Below are 26,146 nucleotides of genomic sequence, written 5' to 3'. Positions count from 1 at the left end.
ACGCGCCGTCTTCCCGAAACCCGCCAGGAACTCGTCCCCCGGCCGCTGGGCGTCGTACTCGACGCGCACGGTCAGCCCGGAATCGCCGAGCCGCACCCGGTCCCCGGCCCGCGGACCGAACACCGACGCGTACTCGTACGGATCGATATGCCGGCTGCCCGGCGCACAGTGATCACTGTGCGGGGTCTTCTTGCTCACGCCCGGTCTCCGTCCTCGTGTGCGGCGGCCACGCCCAGGTAACCGCAGGCCGCCGCCTTTTCCAGCGCGAGCGCCTTGGCTCCGGGCGCGTCCAGGGGCCCGTCCACCAACCCGGCGAAACCGACCGCGATCCGGTCGCCGCCCACGGGCACCAGGCCGACCTCGACAGTGGCGCCCGAGTCGAAGCGAGTGGACGAACCGGCGGCCACGGCCAGCCGCATGCCGTAGGCCGCGGCCCGGTCGAAGTCGAGCCGCGGGTTCGCCTCGAAGAAGTGGAAGTGCGAGGTCACGCTCACCGGCACCGCGGCGGTGTTGCGGACGCGCAGGTTCAGGACCGGCTCCGGCGCCGCGACGGTGTCCGAGGCGGGCAGCACGGCACCCGGGGCGGAGTCGTCCCGCTCCACGGGCCCGAAGGGCTCACTGATCGCGGCCAGTCGGGTGCCGTCCTCGAAGACGGCCTCGACCTGGATCTCGGTGACGATGTCGACGACCCCGGGGAGCACGTCGTCCGGACCGAGGACGCTGCGGCCCCGCTCCAGGGCATCGGCCAGGCGCAGCCCGTCGCGCGCCGCCTCGCAGACTGTGTCCGCGATCAGCGCGGTCGCCTCCGGCACGTTGAGCCGCAGGCCGCGGGCGTGCCGGGCTCGCGCCAGTTCGGCGGCCGTGAAGAGCAACAGCCGGTCACGTTCGGTGGGGGTCAGGGGCATGACGTCCCCCGGCCGTCCCGCCCGGCGTCCGGGCCGGTCGAAACCATCATGATCATTCCTTCCTCCGGAAGGCGGGCGAGGGTACGGCCGGGGCCGGGGCGTCGCCGTCCGGATGATGTGGTGCGCGAGGCGGCGGCCGAGGACCGGTGGCTCGCGGGGGACGCCTCAAGGGGTGCGTCGAGGAGTGCGGGCCGGGCACGGCCCCGTGCGGCTGCACGGGCCGGCCGGCGGTCCGAAGAGGCGGAAGGTTCGGCCCGGCCTGCTCGGAATCCTCACTCTGGCATTGACTGAAAATTCAGTCAAGAGGCTGAACGGCCCCGGGTGCGCAAGGAATCACGGAAGTCGCGTGGGAGACCTGTGAAAGACGCGCAGGGGCCGCGGAAGAGCCGGGGAAGAGTCAGGGAAGAGCCGCCCACGACGTCCGCGGCGTGCACGGACCCCGCCTCGGGCCGCTATAGGGCGGGGCCGGGCCCGCAGGTCGGTCCGTGTGGGCGGGTCGGGTCGGGCCGTGCGGTCGGCTCCGGACCACGCGGGCTCGTCAGACCTGCCCGAGCCCCGCCAGTTCGGCGTCGATGGCGCCCCGCATCAGTTCTCGGGCGTGGTCGATCTTGATGCCACCGCTCAGCCAGCGCATGCTCAGGCCCTCCAGGAGGGCGGTGAGCCGCTCGGCGGCTGCGGCGAGCGCGGAGGCCGGCACCATCGGCTGAACCTGACCCAACAGCGCGGCCACCTCCTGGACCCACACCAGGGTCGCCCGCGCCAGGTCCTCGCGCAGCACCTCGTCGAAGACGGCGCTCGCCCGCAGTTCACCCCAGGCCGAGCTGTTCTCCCGTACGTCCACGGTGTCCTGGAGTTCCAGCAGGAGGGTCTCCTCCAGCTCCTCGCGCGGGCTGAGCGGCGGGTCGTCCGGATCCCGCTCCGTGGTGTAGCGCTCGGCGCGGTCGTTGATGAACTCGAGTGTCTGGCGCAGGACGCCCGTACGGTCCTTGAAGTGGTAGTAGATCAGGGCGGTGGAGACGCCGGCCTCGGCCGCGAGTTCCTCCACGCGCAGCCCGCGTACACCGCGCCGGGCGATCACCCGGGCGGCGGCTTCGAGGATCTGAGTACTACGAGACGCCATGCTCCGCACCCTACCGGGGTGATCGGGTGCCCATGTACGCGGCCCGTCACCAGGAGTGCCGGACGGTGCGCGGGGGGCCGCCCCTGCGGGCGGGGCCGTCCGCGCCGGCCTGGGCGGCCCGGCCATCAGACGGCCGGCGGCACGGCCGGGTGCGACTGGGTGGCGCAGTGGATTCCGCCACCGCCGGAGGCGATGCCGTCGATGGAGAGCTGCTCGACCCGGTGGCCCGGATAGGCGGCCTGGAGGATGGCGTGGGCGACACCGTCGGCGTAGCCGTCGCCGAACTGCGGTGCGATCACGGCGCCGTTCGCCGTGTAGTAGTTGGTGTAGCTGGACAGGAACTCCTCGCCCCGGCCGCGGATCTCGCGCCGCTCCGGTCCGGGCAGTTCGGTGATGGCCAGGCGGCGGCCGCGGGCGTCGGTGGCACTCTGCAGGGCGCGCTTGGTCTCCTCGTAGACCGCCACCCACTTCTTGTCCGCCACGGGGCCGGGCTTGTCGAGGATGACCCGGCCCGGATCCGGTTCACCTCGTACTCGGCGACCTGGCCGGGGCGGGCCAGCACCACGACCGGCTCGTACCGCGAAATCGCGTGCGCCACCTCGGCGACGTCCCGGGTACCGCGCCGAGGCCGCTGTCCCACACCGACGAGAGCGCCGGCCAGGCCATGTGCGTACGGATGTGTCGGTCGGTCTCGGCCGGCATGCGGAGCGTGCCGATCTCCGCGGCCGAGGCAGTGCGCGCCAAGGACGCCGGGAGGGCGGCGGAGCCGAGGGCCGCGAGCGGCAGGGCTGCCGCGCCGAACCGGAGCACGCGGCGGCGCGAGGTACGGGGATGGATATATCCATGGTGACTCCCTGATGAGGAGGGGCGGGATGCACGGCATCTTTGCTTTAGGGGATGGATATATCCATGGTGACTCCCTGATGAGGAGGGGCGGGATGCACGGCATCTTTGCTTTAACTGAAAATTCAGTCGACCCTTGGTCATGTGTCGCCCGGGTGTGCGTCGACCCGGTTCCATTCGGGCGGATCAGCTCTTTCGGAAGTGGTCGACGGTGATGGTGACGGAGCCTGCGGAGGTCGCCTCGACAAGGCGTACGATCGCGACTTCCCGCTGGTCAGGGCTTCGCACGCAGAAGGGGCGCTCCTTTGTGAGCGCCTTGAACGGGAGGGTCGTCACGGGCCGCGTCTCGATCCCACGCGCACAGTCGTCCGGGGTCAGCTCTCCGCTTCCGTCGGCGACGAAGGCGTCGGACTCCTCGGACAGCAGGAACGCGTCGGAGGCGCGGGCGAGGTACCAGGCCGCCGTCTCCACGGGGACCACCTTCCCGGCCCGGAGATCGAACTCGTAACCGGAATCCGGGGCGGTGAGCTCCGTCTGCACGTATCCGGGGACGTACGCGGACGCCGTCGACGTCGGCCGGGGCGCACCGGGTACGGGTTCCCCGGCAGTGTCCGCCTCCTCGGGCGGGAAGCCGAACCAGTAGGCGGCGGCGCCGCAGGTCAGCAGGGCCGCGGCGGCCAGGACGAGGACCGGCAGCCGGCTCCGGTCGCGCCGCCGGTCACGGCGTGCGGGCTCGGCCGGGGGCGGGGTCGCGGTCGGGGTCGGGGTCGGGGTCGGGGTCGCGGCCGGGATCGGGGTGTAGGGCATGGTCCCGCCGGGTCCGGATCGGGAGCCTGGGGCGACGCCGGGGCCGAGGCCGTGGGCGGGGTACGCGGCGGCGTCCGCGGCCATGGTCGCCTGGAGGTGATCCGGTACGGGAGGGGCAGCAGAGGCGGACGGTGCCCGCCGGGCCGGCGCGTCCGGCATCTCTCTCCGCACCCCGACCTCCTCCAGCACCGGCCGGGGCAGCCAGCCTTCGGTGAACTGCGGCCGCGGACCCACGAGCGGGTGGGCCTGGACGGCGGCGATCAGATCGGCGGTCGTCGGGCGGTCCTCCGGGCGCTTGGCCAGGCACCACGACAGCAGGTCGTGCAGCTCGTGGGGGATCCGGCCGAGGTCCGGGTGCTCGTGCACCACCCGGTACAGGGCGCCGGACTCGGGCCCGGCCCCGAAGGGCGGGACCCCGCCCGCGACGAACCCGGCGAGCGCCCCGAGCGCGAAGACGTCGGTCGCGGACGTCACCGGGTGACCCAGCGCCTGCTCCGGCGCCATGAACGCGGCGGTGCCGATGCGCAGGCCCGCACCGGTGAGGGCGGTGGCGTCGGCGGCGCGCGCGATGCCGAAGTCGATCACGCGCGGCCCGTCCCCCGCGATCAGCACATTGGCGGGCTTGAGGTCCCGGTGGACGACGCCCACCCGGTGGATCTCCTGCAGGGCCTCGGCGATCCCCGCGACGAGCAGCAGCACCGTACGCACCGGCAGCGGGCCGTGCCGCTCGACGACCTGGTGCAGCGAGGGGCCCGGTACGTAGGCGGTGGCGAGCCACGGCATGCGCTCGTCCTCGCCCGAGTCGACCACCTGCGCGGTGAACAGCCCGTGGATGCGGCGGGCGCTCGCGACCTCCTGGGCGAAGCGCTCGCGGAACTCGGGATCCGCCGCGAACTCCCGCCGGACGGCCTTCAGTGCGATGGGCCGGCCGCCCGGCGTGTACGCCAGGTAGACCACCCCCATTCCGCCGGAGCCGAGCCGGGCATGGAGGCGGTAGCCACCGATCTCGTGGGGGTCGTCGGCGGACAGGGCCGTGAGGGCGGACTGTGCGCCGGGATGCTGAGCGAACATGCGGTGGCTCTTTCAACGATGCGGCTATGACCTGGGCGCATCGTGCCGCTAACTAAAGTTTCAGTCAATGTGTGACAATGCGAGACGCACACCGCCGGAAGGGAGGACCACCCAGTGTCCGATCGCAGACGGGCCATCCTGGAGGGCGCCGCCCGGGTCATCGCGCGCCGCGGAGTCCGCGGGCTGCGGGTGGGCGACCTGGCGGCCGAGGCGGGCGTGTCGACCGCCCTGATCTACTACCACTTCAAGGACCGGACCGGCGTCCTGCGCCAGGCGCTGGCCTTCATCACCGACCGGGCCGACCGCTACACCGGCGCCGCCGACGGCGCGGGGGTCCCGCCCGCCGGCACCGACCCCCGCCGGCTCCTGGAGCGGATCCTGCTGCTGGAGTTCCAGGACCTGCCCGAGGTGCGCGAGAACAGCACGGCCTGGGGAGAGCTGCGGGCCCACACGATCTTCGACCCGGAACTGCGTGACGAGCTCAGCGCCGCCGGAGCGGCCTGGGTCGAGGAGGTGGCCGGCCTGCTGGCCACCCTGTGTCCGGCCGCTCCCCCGGCTGCCGTCGACTCCGCCGCCGAGCGGCTGACCGCCCTCCTGGAGGGGCTGAGCGGCCGATGGCTGAGCGGTCTCCTACCGGTGGGACACGCCCGCGACCTGATGCGCGGGGCGATCGGAGTCGAGATCGGCCGCCTCGGCTCCTGCGAATCCTTCGAATCCTTCGAATCCTTCGAATCCTTCGAGGCAAATTGACTGAATTTCCAGTCAGTGCGACAGTGGACGACATCCGGCCGCACCACTTCCCCGTGCGTACCGGTCTTTCTCGGTACAAAGCGTGCAACCTTTGGATAGGGCCCGGCCCGCCTGCCTGTGCCACGCCTCCCGTGCCCGCCCTGGCCGGACGCCCCCTCGCTCCGCCAGCACACGATCGGAGTGTCCCCCGTGTCGTTCACACCCCCCACCCGCCGGACCGTCCTCCGTACCCTCGCCGGTATCGGCGCCGCCGTCTTCGGCGCCGCGGCCTGCGGTCCCGCCGAATCCGGCGCGCAGCCCGGCGCCGACGGCTCCGCACAGCCCGTCGCGGACGGAGAGCGACGGTTCGGCGCCGAGTGGGAGAGCCACACCCGCACCTTCATGTCCTGGCCGGCCCTCGCCTCGGTCTGGGAGCAGGACCTGCCCTACGTACGCGAGGACATCGCCCGGATCGCGCGGGCCATCGGCGGCTACGAAGCGGTGGTCATGATGGCCCGGCCCGACCAGGTGGCCGCGGCCCAGCGGGCCTGCGGCTCCCAGGTCGAGGTGATCCCGCTGGCCGTCGACGACCTGTGGGCCCGCGACACCGTCCCGGTGTTCGTCGAGGAGGGCAGCAAGGTCGTCGGGGTCGACTTCAACTTCAACGGCTGGGGCAACAAGCAGGAGCACACGAACGACGCCCAGGTGGGACGCCTGCTGCTGCAGAAGTACGGGATCCCCCGGACCCAGGCCCCGCTCGTCGCCGAGGGCGGTTCCTTCGAGACCGATGGCGAGGGCACCTTGATGGTCACGGAGAGCTCGATCGTCAACGACAACCGCAACCGGGGGAAGTCCCGGGACACCATCGAGGCCGAGCTCAAGCAGACCCTCGGCGTCCAGAAGGTCATCTGGCTGGCCGGCGTACGCGGGGAGGACATCACCGACGCCCACGTCGACAGTCTCGTACGCTTCACCGCCCCCGGTGTGGTCCTGCTGGACCGCGCCCACCCCGGCACGCCGCCCGACTCCTGGTCCCGCTCCGCCGACCAGGCGAAGTCCGTCCTGTCGAAGGCGACGGACGCCCGGGGCCGCCGCTTCGAGGTCATCGACCTGCCGCAGCCCGACCTGGACCGGATCACGGGCGAGGGCGACGACTTCGTCTCCACGTACGCCAACTTCTACGTGGCCAACGACTCGGTGTTCATGCCCCAGTTCGGGGACCGCAAGGCGGACGACCGCGCCCGCGGGATCCTGCGGGAGCACTTCCCGAAGCGGGACGTCGTCATGGTGAAGATCGACACCATCGCCTCGGGCGGCGGCGGCATCCACTGCTCCACCCACGACCAGCCCGGCAAGCCCGCCGCCTGATCCGCCCCCGCCGCCGCCCCGCACCACCGGAGCCACCGTGTCGAACTCCCACCGCCCGGCACGCCCCGCGCGCCGCGTCCCGCTGCTGCCTGGCCTGGTCCTGATCGCCATCGTGGCGGCGGTCACCGTGGGGGCGTGGCTCCAGTTCGGGGAACGCCAGGCCCTGGACACGGTGTACACGGCGGGCCGCGCCGACCGGGACCGCATCGACGTCAACGCCACGATCCAGCGCGTCGACGCCTCCGGCCGCGAGATGACCCTGCGCGTCCTGGTCACCCCCCGCGGCGCCCTGGCCGAGGCCGGCGGGGTCTCCCCCGCCGAGGACCTCACCGTCCAGACCTCGACGGCGACCCGGGGCGACCTCACGTTCAAGGCCCACCAGCGCATCTCCACGATGGACGTACCCGTCGCCCTGACGGGCGGCTCGATCACGGACTACCCGTTCGACGCCTACGGGGCGGACGTCGAGTTCGGCGCGGTGGTCGGCGGCGAGAGGGTCCCCGTCCGCGTCACGCTCTCCAACAACGACGTCCTCTTCTCGGCGACGGTCGACACCTCGACGGTGCAGGACATTGCGGTCCTCGACGTCGGGCTGGCCCGGTCCAACAGCGTGTTCATCTTCGCGATCTTCATGATGCTCGCCATGTGGGCGCTCGCCGTCTCGGTCCTGATCGGCGGCTGGTACCTGGTCACCCGCCGCAAGGGCCTCACCTGGCCCGCCCTCGGCTGGATGGCGGCGACCCTCTTCGCCCTGGCCGCCTTCCGCAACACGGCCCCCGGCGCCCCACCGATCGGCTGCCTGCTGGACTACATCGCCTTCCTCTGGGCCGAGACGGTCATCGCCTTCTGCCTCATCACGGTGGTCATCACCGGCATCCGCGCCGAACCCCGCCCCACGCCACCAACAGACTCCACCGCACCACCGTCCCCGTGATCCGCGCACGGCGTCACTCGAAGAGCGAGAGCTGTCCTTCCTCCTCGGCCTCCTCCGGTTCGTCGAACTGCACGGCCGTTTCGAGTCCCGCAGCCGCGTGCCCCGCCGGATCCGCGTCGGCAGCAGGGTCGTCCAGCGGATCGCCGGAGGCACGTGACTCGTCCGACTCGTGCGCGGCATCCCCTGCACGAGTGGGCAGAACGTACTCCTGGGCGAGGCCGGCCAGGTGCAGCGGGAGGGGGTGGGCGAGCGCCTGCGGATAGTCGGGAGGCTGGCGCAGCAGGTGGGCCGCCATCGCGAGCGCCTCGGGATCGTCCCCGTCTCCGGTGTGGCAGCCGAGTACGGCGAGCTCGACGAGGCCTGGCATCCAGGCCGGGACCCCGGTGTCCACGGTGGGCTCGCCCTTGCGCTTGCCCTGGGTGATGAGGCGTGGAGCCAGTTTGTCGGCCTGGACGGCAGAGTCCCGGAACTGCACCGGCTTGGGCGTGGTGCTGTAGAAGACGCGGCCCGAGGGTGAGTCGTCGGGAACCCACAGATGGGTTCCGATGCCGTTGGGCCCCGCTCCGGGATTGATGCCCCACCACTGGGCGGTCTCACGGCCTGTGGCTGTACGGACGCGCACCAGGCGCAGGTCGGGGTGGAGCCGCCGGGCAGGGGCCTGCCCGTCTCGGATGCGGTCGGGTTCGGTCCGGCCGTCCTGCAGCCAGGTCCAGTGCGAGCGTGCGTTGACGGCGTCGGCGAGCAGCATGGTAGGTGCGCTGTGCAGCGTGCTGCGGATGGTCTGCAGCCACTCCTCGGCTTCGCGGCGCTGCTGTTCCCGGTCCTTGTGCCAGCTTCCTCGGGGGGCCTTGGTGGTGTCGTCCTCCGCTCGCGGTGCGGGCACGAGCGGGGTGATCTCGGCGAGGCGGGTGAGCCTGATCAGCATCTGCGGGTACGGCACCCAGGCGCCGGCCCCGCCGTCGACCTGCGGGTCCCAGCCCTCTACGCGGGCGAGTCCGCTGCCCAGCCCCTTGGGTGTGACGAGGACGGCCACCGGGACATGGGCCGGCCAGCGGTTGCGCGAGGTGCGGTTCTTCCGGACCATCCAGACGGCCGCATAGCGGAGGTCCGCAGGGAGCCCCTCGGCCAGGGAATGTTCGGGGTGCACGCGGGCACCGAGCTGACGCAGTCCGTCGTCCCACGCCATCAGGGCACGATGAGACATGTTGCCCACCGAGTTGTAACCCTTGACCTTCTGGGGCGTGGCAACGAACTGGGTCACGAAACCGGCGTCCGCGCAGCCCAGACGCAGAGCGAACTTGGGGTCCGCTCCACGGCCGAAGTCCTCGGCTCGGGCGAGTTCGACCAGGGCGAGACCGGGAGCGTCACCGGTGCGGTCCGCCCTGAGCCAGTCGGCGGTCGCCGTACGACGGGCATGCACGGCCACCGTGATCTCGTCGCGGGTAGCACGGCCTCCGGCTGCCCGGAGGCCGAGATCGGCGGTCAGCGCGACCCCGGCACGCTCGTTCGTGCGCACGACAGGACGCAGGCAGCGGACCCGGACGGTGAGTTCGGGGCAGTGCCATACATGGACCACGGGCCTTCCGGGCACTGCCGCCTCGTACGCCAGCTCGTCGACGACGTTTCCACCGGTACCAGCGCCCTCCAGCCCCAGGCGGTGGCGGAGGGCTTCCAGCGCCGCGTCGCGCATGTCTGCGGTCTGCCACAGCAGGCGGGCCTCCAGGACCGGCCGTCCGAATGAGTCGGTGGGGGCGTAGGCGGAGAGTGCATGGGCAGCCGCTGACCGGCGCTCCCGGCACCGGCGCACTTCCTCGTCCTCCTTGGCCTCCTTCTTCACCGTGGCCGGAGGTGCGTTGGCGGGCCGGGGGCCGGCGAGCCGGGAGTTCTCCATCGGGCCGGCGGCGCGGAGTTCCTCGGGCAGAGCGCCCTCGGCCCACTCGGTCAGCTGCGAGCACTGGTGTGCCATGAAACCCGTCGCGACCTCATGGCGGCCCATGGCCGGGCGATGGACGATCGCTGCCCGCATGCCCTGGGTGAGCCACTGCTGGGGGTCTGTCAGCAGTGCATCCGCCTCGGGGAACACCTCGCCGATGGCGAGGCCGGCGAGCAGCCGGGCGGGGCCGCCGTTCACCCAGGTGTCGCCGAATGCACCGGTCTCCCGGTCGCGGACGCGCTTGAGTCGGGCCACCGCGTACCTCTCGCTGAGCGGTACGCCCGGCAGCACCGGCACCTTCGGCCGGAGCAGGACCGTGGTGGCCGAGCCCCAGGGGAGGCGGAGCCGAAGACCTCCGTCGTCGGTGGCCGAGCGGCGGGTGGCCCAGCGGCGGACCGTCCAGTGCAGGTGGAAGCGGGGCAACGGGTCGAACGGCACGGTCTGCAGAGCGATGTTGAGGACCACGGAGAACCAGCCGGCGCCCTTTCCGGGCTCGGGTTCGTACGGGAGGGGCTGGGAGACCAGTTCGGCGCCCTTGTCGCGGCGGCCCCGCGGCATCGCCCGGAAATGCAGGCTGCCGCCCTCGTACGGGTACGGACCGAGGTCGAGGACCCGGCGGGCGAGCCAGTCCGGGGTGAGGGTGAACTGGTCCGAATCCACGGACGCGGTGCCGCCCGGCGTCTGCTTGCGGGGCAGCAGCTCGCGGGTGACGTACTCCCACTGTGGCGGGTGGGCACGCAGTTCGGCGCGGACGTCCTTCAGCAGTGCACGGTACTCGGGATCCACGGCGAGCTCGGGGCGGATTTCGCCGAGCCAGCGGTCCACCAGCGTGCCGAGCACCGGCGGGGGCAGCGGATCGGGGGCGTCCTCGGCGGCGTACAGCCAGCGGGCGGGCTCGCCGTCCTCGCGCTGGTGGAAGGGGCGGGGCATGACCAGGACATCGGGGGCGTAGGTCTGGAGTACCTGTTCGAGGCGGTACGTGGGGGCGCTCCGCCAGGCCGTGTCCCCCGGGGCGCGGCCGGCATTGCACAGGCTCAGCACGGCGTCGCGCCATTGCTCGGGGAACGGCAGGGTCCGATAGCGGGCGGTGCGGAAGGCATCGGTGTCTGCGGGAAGCCAGGTGGCCGTGCCGATGTGGCGGTAGCTGACGGGCATAGGTCCGCTCCTTCAGGATGTGGCGTGTGAGGATTCCAGGTCAGGAGGTGGGCCTGCCATGGCTCTCGAGGCTGCTCAGGGCGTTGTGGAACGGCTGGTAGAGGAGCCGGGCGAGCTGTGCATCGGCCGGGTCCACGGCTGCGGAGCCGGTGAAGTACGGGGTGAGGATCGTGCCGAGGGCCTGAAGCAGCCCGTCCGCCGGGGGCACGGTGTGAGTGTCGGAACGAGGCGACAGCGCCTTGGCCAGCGCCGGTGCGAAGGCCGCGTCGACGAACACCACGCGCGCAGGCACGCCGCCACGCACCAGACGGCCGATGACCTGCCACATGGTGACGAGTTGGTCCCAGGCGAAGGCCCGCTTCTCCCAGTCCGCGAGGTGCGAGTAGACATACCGCCGGGACAGCAGCCGGCGCCATTCGTGCCGGCCCTCGTGTCGCAGTGACTGACCGGCCTCGTCCAGGGAAGCGGCCTTCGCAACCAGCTCGCGGAACGTGGAGGGTCCGGTGCGCCGGTCGTCGCGCGGGACGTTGCGGATGAAGCGAGTGATCCAATCGTTGACCGCGAAGATCGACAGGGACAGGTCGTCCGGCCGCGGATGGGGGCGGACCATGAACAGGACGGTGCCGAAGGCGGCCTTCGCATGGCTGTTGAGGATGTTGTGGCCCCGTTCGACCGCGAGGAGCGGGGCGACCAGTACCTCCGCGGCCGGGTCGTCGGCGAACCGGGCGAGGTCCCCGCGCCGCAGGGTGGCCTCGGCGGAGTCCTCTCCCCGCCGCTCACCGATGAGGCCGGTACCGTGCAGTGCTTCGCCAAGGTCGGCGTCGTCGGGGACCAGGACCTTGACCCGCCCGTGCCAGCGCTCCTCGCCGTCCAGGGCGTCAGCGACGGCGTAGGCCTCTCGGTAGCTTCCGACCAGCAACAGAGCCCTGCGCCGGTGGTCGTCGGCGACCTTGGCGAGCTCCTGGTCCAGTGGACTGGCCGATCCCGACAGGCCGGGGCGGCCCAGCCTGGACGCCATCGCCCTGGCCTGGGCGAGCCGGTCTTTGAGGCGCGTGCCCGACAAGCTCATGGGCCTGCCGTTGCCGTCGTACAGGAAGTGCGTACCGAACCGGGTACGGGCCACCGATTCCAGAGACTCCTCCGTCGGCTTCAGGACGGCTGCGACCGGGGCCAGGACATGGGCGCGGGTGGATTCGCCGGCCCAGCTGGTGCCGGACATCAGGATCACGTGCGGGCCTCCCCGGCCGGAAGCCGGGTCGGCCCCCAGTTCGTGCAGGCGCAGCAGGAGTTCGCGCCCCACGCCGGTGCAGCGGAAGAAGCGCAGGGTACCGCCGGTGCGGCCGATCTCGTCGCGGTCCTGGTCGTCGGGCAGGTACTGGAAGCCGAGCACGTTACCCATGGGGGACTCGGGGACGACCGGCGCGTAGTCGAGCGGAGTGCGGCGGGCCAGTTCCTTGCCCTCCGCATCGAGCCGGAGCGCGGCCTCTACCTGGGGCCACAGAAAGGTCAGCCGGTCGAGCCGCTGGTGGAGGGCGCTCAACAGGAGCATGAACCCCAGGCGGCGGCAGGTGAAGTCCCACCACTGTTCACCGACGCTCCCGTCACGGACCCGGTCCTGGGCCGGAGTACCGGACACCAGGTCCTGAGCGGCTTCGCGCAGGCGGACGTTCACGCGGGAGAGCGACTGGCTGTGCAGCAGGTCCTGAACGACCTTGACGAGTTTCCCGACGACGGGCGGGGCATCAGCGGCGGGTTCCCGGTCCCCGAACGGATCATCCCTGAAGGCGTCGAGAACGGCAGCGACGGCAGCCCTACGGGGGTCGGGGGTAGGGCTCTCCGCGGCGTCCTCGTCGGACTCGACGCCTTCGTCGTCGTAGCCCTCGTACAGGTGGGTCTCGTCCTCCTCCGCCCGCCCGGGGCCCCGGTCGCCGGAGTGCCCCGTACCGTGGTCGGTGCGGAACCACTCGTCGAGCAGCTGTTGCTGGAGGGTCCACGGGCTGAAGTACTCGAGGTCGATCCACTCCTGCAGGTCCCCCTCCTCGATCAGTTGGCGACAGAGCGGGTCAACCGCGGCGGAGACGCTTCCGAGGGCCTTGTTCCACAAGTGGACCTGCCGGTCGGTGAGCGGCAGACGGGCATTGCGGCAGAGCTCTTCGATCTTGTGGGTGTTGAGCCGGTCGAGCCAGGAGGACTCGAGGCCCGGCTGGACGAGGGTCGCGGTCGGGGCGAACAGCTGGTCGAGGCGCATCTGCACGCTGTCTGCCTCGTCCACGACGATGATGTCGCTGCGCAGGCAGGCGAGTTCGAGCTGTCGCAGTCGCTCGTCGTTGAGGTGCGAGGGGACGGGGCTCTGCACGAGGCTCGCGGGGTTCGCGACCCAGATGGGCGCGTCCACCTGCGCGCGGGCCGTGGCGTGCCGGGGGCATTCGGCCCAGACGGGGCACCCGTGCAGGGGACCGTCCGGGTCGTCGTCCAGCTGCTTCCTCGGGGGTCGGCTCGCCGTAGTGGGGTCGGGGGCATCGGCGCGCAGTGCCGCGAGGGGGTCGGAGGACGTCTGCGCGTCCTGCTCCGGCTGTCGCTCGGGTACGAGTCCGGTACAGGGCGCGTCCGAGTACCGAAGCGGCTCCGCGTGGTCGGTGCCGCGTAGACCGCTGACCAGGCACACGGTGCTCAGCTCGTCGAATCCGCGATCGTCGTGGTCCAGAAGGTTGTTCAGTCCGCGCGAGGCCAGGCGCCGGTGCAGCCTCTGCACGTGCGTCTCCCGGGTGCTCGTTCCCAGAAGGGGTACGGCCTCCAGGCCCAGGGCGGCGAAGAGGGCGCACAGGCGCAGCTGTTCGGCGACGTCGCCGACCACGAGAGTGGTGCGCAGCGGGACGGGCAGCCGGGCCGCCCATGCGGCGAGCAGCGTCATCAGGGTGCTCTTGCCGGCCCCGACCATACCGACGAGGTGGAACAGGCCTTCCACGTGCATCTCGTCGCTGTCCGTGAAGCCGCGGCCGTCGGCGTCACGGGGGGCGAGCCGCAGTTCGGCGAGGCGCCGCTCCCAGTCGCCCGGACGCTCGATCTTCTCCGCGCGCTCGGTCTCGTCCATCCAGCGTGCGGTGGCGGCCAGTTCGGCGCGCGTGACCGTGAGTGGGGCGGCGCGACCCGCCCGTTCGGTGACCAGGTCGTGTCCGCGGGGACGGGCGAAGGCCAGTTCCTCCGGGATCGTGACCGAGGAGGCCCGGCGGTGCTCCCGGAACGAGCTGCGGCCTGCGGGAGCGATCGGCAGCAGGCGTCGCACGAAGTCCGGTAGGCCGGAGAGCGCACGGTCGTAGACGTCGACGCGGCCCGACGCGACGACCGGAACCAGCGGGACCGGCGGCGTTCCCGCTCCGTTCGGCGGAACCTCGTAGGCCCGGAGGTGGGCGGGGAGCATCCGGTACGTCTCCACCGCCTGCTTCCAGGCGTGGCCGCGGCGAAGGGGCCACAGCAGGTGGCGGGCGGCGGTGATCATGGCCGCGTCGGCAGGACCGTCGGCGAGCCCCGCGGCATGGGCGAAGGGGTATCCCCCGAACAGGGTGTAGGCACCGTCGGCGGGCTGCCCCGCATCGAGCCGTTCCAGCAGCCGAAGGCCGAGCTCGACCTGGCACAGGTGTGTGGCGGTGAATCCCTTGGGGACTCCGGGATGGGCCAGGAGGGCTCCCTTGACCAGATCGCTCACCGGGCGGTGCCAACTGCGTTCATCACGCATGGCTGTTGTGCTCCTTCGAAGTCGTGGGGAGGCGCAGTGTCTGCAGCCGGCGGACGGCGCGCCGGGTGAGTTCCATGTCGGTGAGCAGGTCGGGTGCGTGCCGGAGGTCGGGGCAGGCGCTCGCGTACACCTCGCGGTAGTCGGTACGTGCTTCGACGCGGTGCTGGGGCACGACCCAGAAGGCCTCGTCGTAGGGTGGTGTCGGCGGTACGGGTGCGGCGGCCCTGCCGAGGAAGTACGGGCTGGCCCAGTCCTTGACGTCGACGGCCCAGCGCAGACCGTCGGGAAAAGTCACCAGCAGGTCGTAGGCGTCGAAGCCGGGCCACATCGTCACTTCCAGGCCTTCGGCCCGCAGCGCCTCCTCCAGTACTGCTTCCGCCCGCCCGGGACCGGTCACGAACTGCCGCAGGGGTCGCTCGAGTTGCAGCACCGTGCCGGCGTCCGTGGCGTTCAGGACCCGGCCGACGTGCGGCGGACCGGCCTTGCGGCAACGGTCGCGTTCACACCACCATTCGGAGTCGCCGAGCGGGTTCAGCAACGTGAGGCAGCGACCGCACTGGGCGAAGCCACCGTCTCTCCGGTAGGCCTGGGGTACTGGTTGGTAGACGAGCCGGATCAGTTCGTGCACCGGTTCGAGGAGCATGTCGCCGAGCACCTCGAACATCTCGGCTGCGGTCAGGACGGGCCTCCGTACGAGGAGCCCACGGAAGGAGCTGTAGGCGCCTTCCTCACCGTGCTGGCGGCACAGCGTGAGCGCGGCGTGCACGATCTGCCGGTCCCGGTGGACGAGGGCCGGGTCGGCGCCCCGCTCGGCCCACTCGTGGCACAGCTCGGTGGGCCGCCCCGAGCGGGGGTCGACGAGGAGATCGCCGGGCCCGACGGTCCCCTCCGGAAGCCTCAGGGGCCAGTCCTCCAGGGGGATCTGCTGGCAACGCGCCACCAGCTCCCCGAGCGAGGCAGGCGGGCGCTCGTCTGCGAGTAGGCAGGCGACGGCGGTCCGGTCCAGGGCATGCTGGGCGACCGCCGGGTAGGGCAGGGTGAAGCGGTCCAGTCCGGACTCGCGCTCCAGTACGCACAGGGCCTGGGCCAGGGTCCGGAGCAGCGGCTCCCCCTGGTGGGCCGACCACGAGTCGATCCGGTCCGTCCTTCCGACGGTGCCGGCGCCGTCCTGGGCCCGCTGCGCTCTCGTGCCGTTCACCGGGCCTCCTCGCTCAGGCGCGCCCGACCGGTGGCGCACCACTTGCTCGCCTCGCAGTTTCCGCAGTCGTATCCGGTACGAGGGGCTTCGGGGTAGTCGACGGCGGCGACCCAAGGGGCTGCCAGATCGCGAAGGACACGTCGGGCCTGCTCGACCGTCACCGGATCGAACGGATCCAGTTCCTCCTCGGCGGAGCCGTCCGGGCGCAGGGTCTCGAGCTCGATGCGCGAACGCCGCGGATCACCGGTCAATGTCCCGGCGGCCACGAAGAGGACGGCGAGGGCCAGCTGGGGGTAGCGCTCCATCAGTTCGCCGCTCGCGCAATAGCGGTGCGCGCCGGTCTTGGTCTCACGGATCACCACGCCACCGCGTTCGGTGTAAACGAGGTCGCAGTCGGCCAGGACCACCACGTCGGCCGCCGGGTCGTACACGGTGATGCGGTGCTGCGGACTGCAGGTGTCGTGCGTACCGATCCTGTCGAAGGGGCACCGACCCCGATGCCGTTCGAGCATGGCGAGTGCCGGGGCGAGCTCGTCACCCTGCAGGCCGGGCAGCGATTCAGGCAGCGGGGTGTATCGGCACGGCACCCGTAGAGGGTCGGCATGGCGGGCGTTGAGCCAGGCGTCCACCGCCCTGCCTCGGCGGATCGCTTCGCTCTCCACCCTGAGCTCGCGGAGCCTCAGGACCCTCGTGAGGTGGTAGCGGGAAGGACAGTCGCGATAGGCGCGCAGGTCCGAGACGGAAACAGTACGGCGTTTTCGGCCCGGCGAGCTGTGCGGAACGCCCAGCAGGCCGGGCACCCGCTTCAGCGTGGAACAGGACGCCAGCGCCTTGCAGTCGGCGCAGTCCGCGCCCGGGCGGCGACCGGTACCCGAGGTCGCCGGGGTGACTCGGTGGGCGGCCTGCCGCTGAAAGAGTTCCCGGGCCTCGTCGTCCGTCCAGTCCGCAGGGACCCCGCTCTCCTCGGCGCGGAGGACGGAGGTCTCTCCGTCACCGAGTCCGACGCCGATGATCCGCACCCGGGCGGGGGCGGCGTTGCCGGTGTGCATCGCAGTCCGCTCCGCCGTGTACCGATCCGTGTGAGAGGGCACCCCGTAGACCAGCGCACCTGCTGCCGCAGCGAGTTCGGCCAGCGGGCGGTTCGGCCGCAGCGCGCCGAGCTGGGGCAGCCACAGCTCGCGGACCGAACCGTCGGGCGTGGCGTACTGCCGCCCCCACACTTCGAGCTCGTACCTTCGAACTCCCGGCACATCTGCGACCCTGGAGGCAACCCAGCGCTCCTGGACGGGAATCGTCGGCGGGAGCCCTGCCTCCTCCTGCTCCCGAAGGAAGCGCTTTCGGGCGGCCAGGTAGGTGGCGGCCGCTTCCCGACCCCATGCCCGGTGCGCGGGGGTGACGATCGCGCTCCCCCGACGGCCGCCCGGCGTGCCGGGGAACTCCACGGCATCCACGTGGGTTTCCCATGCGCTGAACCCGAATTCCACGACGGGCGAGGTGCGCCACCCGTCCGCAGCCGACCGGAGCCGCGGACGGGCCTTCAGCGCCCGCATGAGGGAGCAGGCCCCTTCCTCCTGTCTGAGCACGGGAAGCCCGACCCGGACCAACTCACTGTCTCCGGTCACTCCCGGCGGTTTCTGCCACGTCGGCACAGCGGACTCCTCCCGTAAGGATGGACACGAGAAGAGTCTTGCATGTTGTGAACACAGTCAAGTCCCAATCTCGTGAACTCTCCCGCCACACGTCTATACTCTTGCTTCCGGACAGGCGCATCGCTCGCATGCGTCACCGCACTGGCACCGAGGAGGAGACGTGCGGCCGATGGACGTACCGGCGGATCAGTCGTCATGGCTGCTGGGCGACAGGTTCGAGATCTCCGGAGGGCCTCGGAGCGGCGGGATGGGCGAGGTCTACCGCGGCGTCGACCTGTTCGACTCGACTGTGGTGGCGGTGAAGTTCCTCTCACCGAGCGGGCAGGACGAAAGCGGCGCCACGATCCGCCGCAGGCCCAACGCGGGAGACCTCCGGCGCTTCTCCCGGGAGTGCGACATGCACCTCCGTCTGGGCGGCCGGGGCGTACCCGCCCACATCGCCCAGGAATTGACCGGCCCCCGCCCCTACCTCGTCACGGAATTCGTGGACGGCATGGACCTCTACCGGTTCCTGCGGGCCAACCGCCCGTCGTTCACCGCCTCGGTCTGCGTCCTCTTCCAGCTCGTACAGATCCTCACCCGGGTCCACGCGTGCGATGTCGTACACCGGGACGTCAAGCCGCTGAACATCCTGCTCAGCGAGAAGGGTGAGGTCTTCCTCGTCGACTTCGGCATCGCCCTCCCGCTCACGCCGGGGGCGACCCGGCACACCGAAGGCGGCCGCACGCCCGGCAGCTCCGGATACAAGGCTCCCGAGATCATCCAGGGTGAACGGAACCCCGGACCTGCTGCCGACCTGTACGGGGCGGCGTGCACCTTCTTCCAACTCGTCACCGGCCGACTGGTGTTCGAGAGCGACGGCGTCGGCTACACTCTGGAGCGGCAGCACTGCGAGGACACCGCTCCCCGGCTGTCCGACCTCGTGCCCGAGGGTGTGCCCCCGGAAGTGGACGACCTGGTGGCCCGGATGCTCGACAAGAACCCGTCCCTGCGGCCGACCGCGCACGAGGTGGCGGAGGTGCTCGCGCCCAGCCTGCCCCGGTTCGGAACGCTGCCGCCGACCCCGCTCCTGTCGCCCGATCCCACTCTGCCCTTCCGGGAGGGAGGCGCGGCCGCCGCCCTCACCGTGCCCGCCGCACAGACCCGCACATCGGCCCGGCCCTCCGTGCGAAGGCAGGCGCCCGGACAGCTGACGCGTTCCGAGTTGCGCTCCACCCTGGACGCGGCAGCGGAGGAAGTGCGCCGGGGCGAGCCCGGGGACCACACGCGCCACCTCGCAACCCTCCTCGACCGAGCCCGCCGCAAGTGGGGCGAGGACGACCTCGAGGCACTGGAGGCGGTTCTGACGTGCGCGAACGGCGCCCGCATCATCGGGGACATAATGACGGCCGGTTCCCGCTACCGCACCGTCGAGCGGCTCACGGCAACGGTCTCCCACGGGTCCCAGCTGTTCCCGACCGCCCTGGCGGCGCGTCTCGGAGCGGCGGAGTGCCGGCTCTCCGAGGAAGGACAGGGCGCCGCGGTGCTCGATGCCTGGGTCGAAGTGTGCCGCGACCTCGTCACCATGGGCCGGACCGCCCCTGCCGAACTGGTGGAACGCTGCGTCGAACTCGGCGCGGACCTCGACGAACGAGGGGACGCAGATCCGGACACGGTGACCCACTGGTCCGGCTGGCTGCGCACCCTCTGAACCCTACCGGGGGCCGGTGGGCGTCCGCGCCCGCCGGCTTCACGGAAGGCGTAGACGCCCGCCCGCCAGCAGCCCGGCGAGGGCCCCGCTCAGCCGGCCGCCCACCACGCCGAGCTCTGCGAGGCTCTTCTCGAAGGATTCCAGTCGACGGTGCACGTCGCCGAGCGTCTGCTGCTCCTCCAACGGCAGCCGCAGCACCCGCAGTCGCCGCACGTCGATGCGCGAGGAGACCGACGCGTGGGTTCCTGCCCGGCGTGCGTTGGCCGGAACCCGGAGGCACGCCGCGAGGAAGAAGGGGTTCAACAGGTCCGGCGCACCCCTCAGGCGGTACAGATGAGGACCAAGGAGACGAGGAGCGCCCGTCTCGACCCAGGCATCGAATCCGAACGGGGTAACGACCACGACCACGTCACCGAACCGCGTGAGAACAGCCTTTCCTTCACATTCCAGCCGGTACGCGGCATCCGCGTCCAACCACTCGTGGTCCCTGGCACCTTCCGCGGCCTGAGTCGGAGCGGAGAGGAGCTCCACCACCCCCTCCCGTGGCTTCAGACGCCCTCTTTGCACCTCGTCCGGCGTTGGAGCGATTCCGGGGGTGACGGCCACCGCGCCGCTTCGCTCCAGCTCCGCCACGGTCACGGACAGCGGCTCCTGTGCCGCGTCGGCTCCTGTGAGCGGGCGCAGTGACACGTCCACGTCCTTCAGCTTCGCGACCGCCGAGTCGAACTCGGTCCACATCCGGCGCAGGTCGACGGCCGAGACCTCGCGCTCGGCCGGGACCTGTCGCGCGGGCGTCAGATCGGTTTCGTCTCCAAGCAGCTCGACCAGCGGCACGCGGGCCGTCCGCTCGGCGTCGTCACCCCGCAGCGCGGCCAGGCAGCGCTCCAGAACCACATCCCAGTCGATGAGTGCCGAGCGGCCACCGGTCGAAGTGGTCCGGCAGTCCGCCGCGTCGACGAAGACCACCGGGGCATCCGTGCCCCGTGCCGGCGGAGCCGCCAGGAGCCACAGATGCAGGCCCACTCCGTAGGGGGAAGCCGCACCGACGGGCAGGGCCACGACTCCCCGCACTGCGCCGGCCCTGAGCAGGGCAGCCCTGATGCGCCGACCCGCACGGCGTGACGCCACGGCCGGAGGAAGCAGCACCACGGCCACCCCGCCCTCACCAAGGTCGGAGAGGATGTGCTGCACCCAGGCCAATTCGGACTCGGTACGCGGCGGTTGCCCGAACTGCCACCGTCGATCTGTGGCCAGCTCGCTGTGCCCCCATTCACGCTCGTTCGACGGGGGGGTGCAGAGCACCACATCGGCTGGCGCCCTCAGACGGGGCGGGCACCGCAAAGTGTCGGCAGGGACGACTTCACTACCCGGTCGGGGCAGCTCCAGAGCCAGGCGGGCCCGCGCGAGACCGGCGAGGACGGGGTCGGCCTCGACCCCGGTGAGCAGCATCCCCGGCCGCGTACCCCAACGGCGCACGGCTGCCGAGAGCAAACCACCCACACCGCAGGCCGGGTCCACGACGTGTCCCACGCCCGCGTCTCCGCGCAGCTCCGCGGCGACGGCCGCCATCGTGTCGCCGAGCCGGGACGGGGTGACCACGACCTGTCTCACATGGGTGGAGAGCCAGCGTTCCAGGAGTTCGCCGAATCCTGCTGACGACCCGTCTCGGGACGCCAGACGCAGCGCCTCCTCCACCAGTGCGCGTTCACCTGCAGTGAGACGGGAAGGGGCCACCGCATCCGGAACGTCCACCCCGGCGAGCCGCTCCCCGACCGCGGCCACGACCAGGCCCATCCGGTCCTTGTCACCCAGGTCTTCGATCCTCGGCCACAGCCGCTCCCAGCCGGCGGACGACTCGTCCACCTTGCCGTTGCGGATCAGCCATGCCTCGACGTCATCGAGAGAGAACTGCGGGCTCGCATCACTGCCTCCCACCGGAGTCGGGAAATCATCGTGCCGGCGCCGCCAGTTGCTCACGGCAGCCCGCCCCACACCCGCGAGCCGCGCAATTCCGGCCAGTGTCAACGTCACCGGTTCGTCGTGCTCGGCCATGGAACCTTCCTTGAAGATTGGATTCCGCAACGGCGGGGGCTGCCGCGCTCACAGTATTGCCTCCCTGATGACCGGCGACAACACAGCGCGATCTCCTGCTTTGACTGTGCTCACAGAGGGGGCGCCGATCGGATCAAGCCACGATGCCGTGCTCCACACGCGGTTGCCGCCGGGCCACGCAGCCCTCACCAGCGGACCTGGAAACGATGAAGGGGCTGTTTCGGATTCCTCCGAAACAGCCCCTTCGTGTACGACTCTTTCGAGTCGGGACGACAGGATTTGAACCTGCGACCCCTTGACCCCCAGTCAAGTGCGCTACCAAGCTGCGCCACGTCCCGTTGTGCCTGCGACCTGGGGTTTCCCCGTGCTCGGCGGCACATGCAGAACATTACCCCACGCAGAGGGGTGTGCATGCACCGGTAATCGACGGGAGGGAGGATGGGGTGGTGAACGCACGGGATCGGGACCTTGACGGGCGGGCGCGGAGTGCGCGGCCGCGGGACGGTTTGGGGCGGCCGCTGGCGTACGGGGCGGCCGGCGTGGAGCGGCAGCCCGAGGGGGTGGTGCGGTCGGCCGGGGAGACCGTGCGCGAGGCGCAGCGGTTGCTGGATGCCGGGATGCCGTTCCACGCGCACGAGGTGTTCGAGGACGCCTGGAAGTCCGGGCCCGCGGCGGCGGCGCCGCTCTGGAGGGGGCTCGCGCAGCTCGCCGTCGGCTTGACGCACGCCGCGCGCGGCAACGCGGTCGGCGGGGCCCGGCTGCTGCGGCGAGGGGCTGCCGCCATCGAGGGGCTGGACGGGGGTCCGTACGGGGTCGACGTGCCCGGCCTGGTGCGGTGGGCCGGGGAGCTGGCCGGCCGGGTCGAGGCCGGCGGCCCGCCGGTCGACCCCGTACGGGAGGCTCCCCGGCTAGCCCGCGGCGGGCTGTAGCAGGTCCCAGCGGTTGCCGTACAGGTCTTCGAACACGGCGACGGAGCCGTACGGCTCGTGGCGCGGCTCCTCCAGGAAGTGGACGCCCTCGGCGGTCATCCGGGCGTGGTCGCGGGCGAAGTCGTCGGTGTACAGGAAGTGGCCGACGCGGCCGCCCGTCTGGTCGCCGACCCGGGAGCGCTGGGCCTCGTCCTTGGCGCGGGCCAGCAGGAGGGCGGATTCGGTGGCGCCGGGCGGGCGGACCACGACCCAGCGGGAGCCGTCCGGGCGGGCGTTGTCCTCGGCGAGGTCGAAACCGAGGGCGCGCGTGTAGAAGTCGATGGCCTCGTCGTAGTCACGGACGAGGAGTGCCGTGAGGGCGATGTGGGATGGCATGCCCTCATTGTGTGCCCAGGAGGACCACCTCCAGGGTGCGGGGGCCGTGCACCCCCTCCACCCGGTCCAGTTCGATGTCGCTGGTGGCGGAGGGGCCCGAGATCCAGGTCAGCGGGCGGGTCGGGTCGAGGAGCGGCAGGGCCTGCGGTACGGAGTCCACCACCTGGTCCGGGACGCGGACCACGCAGATGTGGTGGTCCGGGATCAGGGTGATGCGCCGCCGGCCCTGGTCCGGGCCGCCGTCCAGGACGATCGTGCCGGTCTCGGCGACGGCCAGGGCGCAGCCGGTGAGCACGCTGTCGACCCGGTCCAGTTCGGCGGGGGTGGATCCCGCCCGGTCCGGGACGCTGGTGGGGCCGCCGGCCGGGAGCCAGTGCGGGGGCAGGCCCGGCGGGACGAGCACCGACCGGGCGCCCCGTTCGGCGAGGAGCCGCGCGATCAGCGGGGGCAGGCCCGCCTCGTCCGTGCGATGGACCACGGCGCGGTACTCGGCGAGGTGGGCGGCCAGCAGGTCCACCCGCTCCGCCGGGGTGCGGGAGCCGTGGGCGTGGAGGTAGTCGCGGGGGACCTCCACCGCGGGGGCGTCGTCGCGCAGTGCCCGGCGGATCCGGCCCAGGATGCGGTCCTTGCTGCTCATCGCGGGTCGCTCCGTTCCCGGGCCCACCAGTCGCGGAAGGACTCCGCGGCCACGGTGGGAAGTTCGCGGCTGTCGGTCCAGCCCCGCCCGGCTCCGGGGAGCGTACGGGGCGCCAGGCGCCGGGCCCGTGCCAGCAGCCGCTCCGCGGCGCGCAGGGCCCCGGGGCGGTCCAGGAGCAGCCGGGCGGCGCGCATGGCGGCCCGTTCGGCGGTGCGGCCGTCCGCGGGGCGGAGCGTGACGCGGACGCCGCCGCGGGTCACGGGGCCGCCCTGGGCCACCCGTTCGCGGAGGTGGACGAGGACCTCGGGGATGTCGATGGCGACCGGGCAGACCTCGTAGCAGGCCCCGCACAGGGTGGACGCGTAGGGCAGCGAGGCGTCGATCGCGCTACCGGTGCCGCGGAGTTGGGGGCTGAGGATCGCGCCGATCGGCCCGGGGTAGACGGAGCCGTAGGCGTGGCCGCCGGCGCGTTCGTAGACGGGGCAGACGTTGAGGCAGGCGGAGCAGCGGATGCAGCGCAGGGCCTGCCGGCCGGTCGGGTCGGCGAGGGTGTCGGTACGGCCGTTGTCGAGGAGGACGAGGTGGAAGGCGGAGGGGCCGTCGCCGTCCGTCGTGCCGGTCCACATCGTCGTGTACGGGTTCATCCGCTCGGCCGTGGAGGAGCGCGGCAGGGTCTGGAGGAAGATCTCCAGGTCGCGGAAGGTCGGGACGACCTTCTCGATGCCCACGACCGAGATCAGGGTCTCGGGCAGGGTCAGGCACATCCGGCCGTTCCCCTCGGACTCGAAGACGACCATGGTGCCGGTCTCGGCGACCATGAAGTTGGCTCCGGACACCGCGACCTTGGCGCGCAGGAACTTCTCGCGCAGGTGCAGGCGCGCCGCCTCGGCCAGTTCCCGTGGATCGTCGCCGAGCGGTTCGGGCGCCGGCCGGCCCCAACCGCCCATCTCCGCACGGAAGATGTCGCGGATCTCGGCCCGGTTGCGGTGGATGGCCGGGACCAGGATGTGGGACGGCCGGTCGTGGCCGAGCTGCACGATGAGCTCGGCGAGGTCGGTCTCGTAGGCGGCGATCCCGGCTTCCTCCAGGGCCTCGTTGAGTCCGATCTCCTGCGTGGCCATGGACTTGACCTTGACGACCTCGCGCTCGCCGGTCGCGCGGACCAGGTCCGTGACGATCCGGTTGGCCTCGTCGGCGTCGGCGGCCCAGTGGACGGTGCCGCCGGCGGCGGTGACCGCCGCATCCAACTGCAGCAGGTAGCGGTCGAGATGGCGGAGGGTGTGGTCCTTGACCGCCTTGCCCGCGGCACGCAGGCGGTCCCAGTCCGCCAGCTCGGCGACGGCCCGCCGGCGTTTGTCGCGGATGGTGTGCGTGGCGTGCCGCAGGTTGGCGCGCAGCACCTCGTCCCGTACGGCCTCCCGCGCGGCGGCGGGGAAGGCGGGCGCGACGGCGGGGAAGGCGGGCATGCCCAGGTGGGTACCGGTCACGGCAGCGGTTCCTCCTCGGTCGCGGCCAGGATCTCGGCGAGGTGCAGGGTGCGCATCGGGCTGTCCGCGCGGCGCAGCAGGCCGTCGAGGTGGGCGAGGCACGAGTTGTCGGCGCCGCACAGGACCCGGGCGCCGGTGCCGGCCGCGGCCGCGATCTTGTCGGCGCCCATCGCGGTGGACACGTCCAGGTTCTTGACGGCGAAGGTGCCGCCGAAGCCGCAGCACTCCTCGGCGCCCGGCAGTTCGACCAGGTCGAGGCCCTTGACCGCGGCCAGCAGCCGCCGCGGCCGGTCCCCGAGCCCCAGCGCGCGCAGACCGTGACAGGAGGGGTGGTAGGTGACGGTGTGCGGAAAGTACGCGCCGACGTCGGTCACCCCCAGCACGTCCACCAGGAACTCGGTCAGCTCGTACACGCGCGGCGCGAGCGAGGCGGCCGCCGCGGCGAGCTCGCCGCCCCGCCCCTCCTCCGCCGCCTTCCGGCCGATGCGCGGGTAGTGCTCGCGGATCATCGCGGCGCAGGATCCGGACGGGGTGACCACGTACGGGTAGCCGTCGAAGGCCCGCGCGGTACGCCGCAGCAGCGGTTCGGTCTCGTACCGGTAGCCGGTGTTGTACTGCGGCTGCCCGCAGCAGCTCTGGGCCGCCGGGAAGTCCACGTCGACGCCGAGCCGCTCCAGGAGGCGTACGACGGCGATGCCGGTTCGCGGGTACAGCGCGTCATTGACGCAGGTGACGAACAGGGCGGCTCGCATGATGGGCACAATAGCCCGGTGAAGAAGTTCTCAGTGATCGGCATAGGCGCAGGCGACCCGGACCATCTGACCCTCCAGGCGGTCAGGGCGATCGGCGCGGCGGACGCATTCCTCATCCTGGAGAAGGGCGAGGAGAAGGCGGATCTGACCGGGCTGCGGCGCGCGATGCTCGACGCGCACGCCCGCCCCGGCCACCGGCTGGTGGAGGGCCGCGACCCGGACCGGGACCGGGCGCCCGCCGAGTACACCCCGACGGTGGACGGCTGGCGCAGCGCGCGGGCCGAGCTCTTCGAGCGGTTCATCGCGGAGGACCTGGCGGACGGCGAGACCGGGGCGTTCCTGGTCTGGGGCGATCCCTCCCTCTACGACTCCACGCTCGCGATCCTCGACGAGGTGCTGGAGCGCGGCCGGGTGCCCTTCGAGCACGAGGTCGTACCCGGCATCAGCTCCATCTCGGCGCTGCTGGCGCGGCACCGGACGAACCTGAACCGGGTCGGACGCCCCGTCCAGATCACCACCGGCCGCCGGCTGGCCGAGGGCTGGCCGGACGACGTGGACGACGTGGTGGTCATGCTGGACGCGCGGCACGCCTTCACCGCCCACCTGGACAAGGACCTCTACATCTACTGGGGAGCCTACGTCGGCACCCCGGACGAGATCCTGGTCCAGGGCAGGCTCGCGGAGGTCTCCGGCCGCATCGAGGAGCTGCGCACCGAGGCCCGGGCCCGCAAGGGCTGGATCATGGACACGTACCTGCTCAGGCGCAGCTGAGGTGCGGC

Annotated in this window: 19 protein-coding genes, 1 tRNA gene and 1 pseudogene; 6 read left to right on the top strand and 15 right to left on the bottom strand. The window is 71.9% G+C overall.

The window, feature by feature from the left end:
• The 5 genes and pseudogenes from IE257_RS13865 to IE257_RS38190 form a co-directional block, all read right to left on the bottom strand.
• Positions 1–198 (bottom strand): annotated as a pseudogene (locus IE257_RS13865) (urease subunit alpha); the annotation flags it as partial.
• Positions 195–905 carry an urease subunit gamma gene (ureA, locus tag IE257_RS13860; protein WP_189968272.1) on the bottom strand — a complete coding sequence of 237 codons (711 nt, stop codon included), beginning with the start codon at positions 903–905 and terminating at the stop codon, positions 195–197. The pseudogene IE257_RS13865 and the gene ureA, both read right to left, overlap by 4 nt.
• Positions 906–1,443: 538 nt before the next feature.
• Entirely contained in the window at positions 1,444–2,025 is a 582-nt protein-coding gene (locus tag IE257_RS13855) for a TetR/AcrR family transcriptional regulator (protein ID WP_189968270.1), read from the bottom strand.
• 125 nt (positions 2,026–2,150) lie between these two features.
• Positions 2,151–2,507, bottom strand: a complete 357-nt coding sequence (locus IE257_RS13850; RefSeq protein WP_189968268.1) for an agmatine deiminase family protein — start codon at positions 2,505–2,507, stop codon at positions 2,151–2,153.
• Between the two features lie 547 nt (positions 2,508–3,054).
• Positions 3,055–4,746 (bottom strand): serine/threonine-protein kinase, encoded by a 1,692-nt coding sequence (locus IE257_RS38190; protein WP_229920328.1) that lies wholly within the window; start codon positions 4,744–4,746, stop codon positions 3,055–3,057.
• Between the two features lie 114 nt (positions 4,747–4,860).
• On the opposite strand from IE257_RS38190, the gene IE257_RS13840 reads away from it, so the two are divergent.
• From IE257_RS13840 to IE257_RS13830, 3 genes are all read left to right on the top strand, one after another.
• Positions 4,861–5,496: a TetR/AcrR family transcriptional regulator gene (locus tag IE257_RS13840; RefSeq protein WP_189968266.1), complete on the top strand. Its 636-nt coding sequence runs from the start codon at positions 4,861–4,863 to the stop codon at positions 5,494–5,496.
• Positions 5,497–5,685: 189 nt separating this feature from the next.
• Complete coding sequence (locus IE257_RS13835; RefSeq protein ID WP_189968264.1) at positions 5,686–6,843, top strand: agmatine deiminase family protein; 1,158 nt, start codon at positions 5,686–5,688, stop codon at positions 6,841–6,843.
• Positions 6,844–6,880: 37 nt separating this feature from the next.
• Entirely contained in the window at positions 6,881–7,777 is an 897-nt protein-coding gene (locus tag IE257_RS13830) for a DUF4436 family protein (RefSeq protein ID WP_189968262.1), read from the top strand.
• Between the two features lie 13 nt (positions 7,778–7,790).
• Here IE257_RS13830 and IE257_RS13825 read toward each other — a convergent pair whose 3' ends face one another.
• The 4 genes from IE257_RS13825 to IE257_RS13810 are packed head-to-tail and all read right to left on the bottom strand — an operon-like array spanning position 7,791 to position 17,346.
• Entirely contained in the window at positions 7,791–10,865 is a 3,075-nt protein-coding gene (locus tag IE257_RS13825; protein WP_189968260.1) for a pPIWI_RE module domain-containing protein, read from the bottom strand.
• Positions 10,866–10,905: 40 nt separating this feature from the next.
• Positions 10,906–14,598, bottom strand: coding sequence for a pPIWI_RE_Z domain-containing protein (locus tag IE257_RS13820; RefSeq protein ID WP_189968258.1), 3,693 nt, complete (start codon positions 14,596–14,598; stop codon positions 10,906–10,908).
• Positions 14,591–15,796, bottom strand: coding sequence for a pPIWI_RE_Y domain-containing protein (locus IE257_RS13815; protein ID WP_229920327.1), 1,206 nt, complete (start codon positions 15,794–15,796; stop codon positions 14,591–14,593). Before IE257_RS13815 ends, IE257_RS13820 begins: the two co-directional genes overlap by 8 nt.
• Complete coding sequence (locus IE257_RS13810; protein WP_189968256.1) at positions 15,793–17,346, bottom strand: PD-(D/E)XK nuclease family protein; 1,554 nt, start codon at positions 17,344–17,346, stop codon at positions 15,793–15,795. The genes IE257_RS13815 and IE257_RS13810 overlap by 4 nt, the downstream gene beginning before the upstream one ends.
• Before the next feature lie 268 nt (positions 17,347–17,614).
• On the opposite strand from IE257_RS13810, the gene IE257_RS13805 reads away from it, so the two are divergent.
• The gene (locus tag IE257_RS13805) at positions 17,615–19,135 is read left to right on the top strand and encodes a serine/threonine-protein kinase (RefSeq protein WP_189968254.1); all 1,521 of its coding nucleotides are present in this window, start codon (positions 17,615–17,617) and stop codon (positions 19,133–19,135) included.
• Positions 19,136–19,174: 39 nt separating this feature from the next.
• On the opposite strand, the gene IE257_RS13800 is transcribed toward IE257_RS13805, so the two are convergent.
• Together IE257_RS13800 and IE257_RS13795 are read right to left on the bottom strand one after the other, a co-directional pair.
• The gene (locus IE257_RS13800; protein ID WP_189968252.1) at positions 19,175–21,187 is read right to left on the bottom strand and encodes an N-6 DNA methylase; all 2,013 of its coding nucleotides are present in this window, start codon (positions 21,185–21,187) and stop codon (positions 19,175–19,177) included.
• A 264-nt stretch (positions 21,188–21,451) separates the two neighbouring features.
• Positions 21,452–21,525, bottom strand: a tRNA-Pro gene (locus IE257_RS13795).
• Between the two features lie 108 nt (positions 21,526–21,633).
• Between IE257_RS13795 and IE257_RS13790 the strand changes: the two genes are divergently transcribed.
• Positions 21,634–22,116 (top strand): DUF309 domain-containing protein, encoded by a 483-nt coding sequence (locus IE257_RS13790; RefSeq protein ID WP_189968250.1) that lies wholly within the window; start codon positions 21,634–21,636, stop codon positions 22,114–22,116.
• Here IE257_RS13790 and IE257_RS13785 read toward each other — a convergent pair.
• Genes IE257_RS13785 through IE257_RS13770 form a run of 4 tightly spaced genes read right to left on the bottom strand, consistent with a single transcriptional unit; the run spans position 22,096 to position 25,367 of the window.
• Positions 22,096–22,491, bottom strand: a complete 396-nt coding sequence (locus tag IE257_RS13785; protein ID WP_189968248.1) for a VOC family protein — start codon at positions 22,489–22,491, stop codon at positions 22,096–22,098. The genes IE257_RS13790 and IE257_RS13785 overlap by 21 nt on opposite strands.
• A gap of 4 nt (positions 22,492–22,495) precedes the next feature.
• Positions 22,496–23,128, bottom strand: a complete 633-nt coding sequence (locus IE257_RS13780) for a LutC/YkgG family protein (protein ID WP_189968246.1) — start codon at positions 23,126–23,128, stop codon at positions 22,496–22,498.
• Positions 23,125–24,615 (bottom strand): lactate utilization protein B, encoded by a 1,491-nt coding sequence (locus tag IE257_RS13775; RefSeq protein ID WP_372452993.1) that lies wholly within the window; start codon positions 24,613–24,615, stop codon positions 23,125–23,127. Before IE257_RS13775 ends, IE257_RS13780 begins: the two co-directional genes overlap by 4 nt.
• Positions 24,612–25,367 carry a (Fe-S)-binding protein gene (locus IE257_RS13770; protein WP_189968244.1) on the bottom strand — a complete coding sequence of 252 codons (756 nt, stop codon included), beginning with the start codon at positions 25,365–25,367 and terminating at the stop codon, positions 24,612–24,614. The genes IE257_RS13775 and IE257_RS13770 overlap by 4 nt, the downstream gene beginning before the upstream one ends.
• A gap of 18 nt (positions 25,368–25,385) precedes the next feature.
• On the opposite strand from IE257_RS13770, the gene cobF reads away from it, so the two are divergent.
• Positions 25,386–26,138 carry a precorrin-6A synthase (deacetylating) gene (gene cobF / locus IE257_RS13765; RefSeq protein ID WP_189968242.1) on the top strand — a complete coding sequence of 251 codons (753 nt, stop codon included), beginning with the start codon at positions 25,386–25,388 and terminating at the stop codon, positions 26,136–26,138.
• The last annotated feature ends 8 nt before the right edge of the window (positions 26,139–26,146 follow it).

The sequence above is a fragment of the Streptomyces avidinii genome (assembly GCF_014650695.1).
GTDB classification, from domain to species: domain Bacteria; phylum Actinomycetota; class Actinomycetes; order Streptomycetales; family Streptomycetaceae; genus Streptomyces; species Streptomyces avidinii.
Note: the sequence above shows the minus strand (reverse complement) of the source record. Positions and strands in the feature narration are given on the sequence as shown.

Coding starts and splice junctions, on each gene's coding strand:
- IE257_RS13805 (WP_189968254.1), top strand. CDS start 17,615: ATGGACGTACCGGCGGATCAGTCGTCATGGCTGCTGGGCGACAGGTTC.
- IE257_RS38190 (WP_229920328.1), bottom strand. CDS start 4,746: ATGTTCGCTCAGCATCCCGGCGCACAGTCCGCCCTCACGGCCCTGTCC.
- IE257_RS13855 (WP_189968270.1), bottom strand. CDS start 2,025: ATGGCGTCTCGTAGTACTCAGATCCTCGAAGCCGCCGCCCGGGTGATC.
- IE257_RS13825 (WP_189968260.1), bottom strand. CDS start 10,865: ATGCCCGTCAGCTACCGCCACATCGGCACGGCCACCTGGCTTCCCGCA.
- IE257_RS13780 (WP_189968246.1), bottom strand. CDS start 23,128: ATGAGCAGCAAGGACCGCATCCTGGGCCGGATCCGCCGGGCACTGCGC.
- IE257_RS13820 (WP_189968258.1), bottom strand. CDS start 14,598: ATGCGTGATGAACGCAGTTGGCACCGCCCGGTGAGCGATCTGGTCAAG.
- IE257_RS13770 (WP_189968244.1), bottom strand. CDS start 25,367: ATGCGAGCCGCCCTGTTCGTCACCTGCGTCAATGACGCGCTGTACCCG.
- IE257_RS13810 (WP_189968256.1), bottom strand. CDS start 17,346: ATGCGGGCGCTGAAGGCCCGTCCGCGGCTCCGGTCGGCTGCGGACGGG.
- IE257_RS13800 (WP_189968252.1), bottom strand. CDS start 21,187: ATGGCCGAGCACGACGAACCGGTGACGTTGACACTGGCCGGAATTGCG.
- IE257_RS13785 (WP_189968248.1), bottom strand. CDS start 22,491: ATGCCATCCCACATCGCCCTCACGGCACTCCTCGTCCGTGACTACGAC.
- ureA (WP_189968272.1), bottom strand. CDS start 905: ATGCCCCTGACCCCCACCGAACGTGACCGGCTGTTGCTCTTCACGGCC.